Source organism: Lawsonibacter hominis (genome assembly GCF_014287895.1).
Lineage (GTDB): Bacteria > Bacillota > Clostridia > Oscillospirales > Oscillospiraceae > Lawsonibacter_A > Lawsonibacter_A hominis.
This window is the reverse complement of sequence record NZ_JACOPP010000082.1, coordinates 1-887: the sequence shown is the minus strand read 5'-3', so window position 1 is coordinate 887 and position 887 is coordinate 1. Positions and strand designations below refer to the sequence as shown.

1 protein-coding gene is annotated in these 887 nt (G+C 47.5%); it reads left to right on the top strand.

Features of this window, described 5'->3' with window-relative positions; all coding sequences use genetic code 11:
* Window positions 1-349 precede the first annotated feature (349 nt).
* Window positions 350-634: an IS30 family transposase gene (locus H8S57_RS16850; protein ID WP_243204879.1), complete on the top strand. Its 285-nt coding sequence runs from the start codon at window positions 350-352 to the stop codon at window positions 632-634.
* The last annotated feature ends 253 nt before the right edge of the window (window positions 635-887 follow it).

The window sequence follows — 887 nt, the reverse complement described above, 5'->3', positions numbered from 1 at the left end:
CGGACATGGTTTACAGACTCCTTTCAGAATGGTGTGTCGCAACTTCATTCTACCAGAGTTCTGCAAACCATGTCTCTTTTTATCCTCTTTTATATTTGCGCAACTTATTTTACCTTATCGTTTTTCTTGCTTGTTTGTTGTTATTTACTGTAAAATATATGCTATTTGATAAACTTTTTGCAAGGCCGTATTTTTGAAAACAGACTTTGTCAACAGCTCCAAAATGTGCCGCTGGCACATTTTCGCACGCTGCGGACTTGAAAATGACGCTTCTCAGGACGGGCAGGGCGACTTTCCTGCAAGAATCGAACTCTGTCCGTCCTGCATTCCTTGACACTGCCGTGACGCGATGATCCTTCTGCTCATCCTTCTGCCGCCGGATCGGATAAAAAGCATTACGCCGGACCGCGGGTCTGAATTCGCGCTGTACCGGGAGCTCTCCGCGGCAGCCGGAACGGTTCCCCTTTATTTTGCGAACCCGCACGCCCCCTGGCAGTGCGGCGCGAATGAGAACACCAGCGGCCTCATCAGAAAATGCCTGCCCAAGGGATCCGATATGGGCCCGGCTTCAGACAAGCAGATCGACAGCTTTATTACCTTGCTAAACCTCCGTACGCGAAAATGCCTTGCCTGACGCTCCCCCTTTGAAGCCTTTTGGGGCCCTGTTGCACTTGACCTGACAATTCGCCATAAGACACTTTTGGCAGTGTATCAGCATTATTTGATTTTTCTGTGCAGTTATTATATGATATCTTTGTACAATTATTTGGCACTGTAAAGTAAACATGAAAAGTTAGGACCCAAAAATCAGCCAATATCTCTACGCAACGAGCAAAAGCTCCCGTTTGCGCTTTTTGGACAGTTTAAGACCGGCACACTGAGCTGGA

What these genes read in the sequence shown, in the direction of transcription:
- H8S57_RS16850 (WP_243204879.1), top strand. Translation starts at nt 350, where the DNA reads ATGATCCTTCTGCTCATCCTTCTGCCGCCGGATCGGATAAAAAGCATT.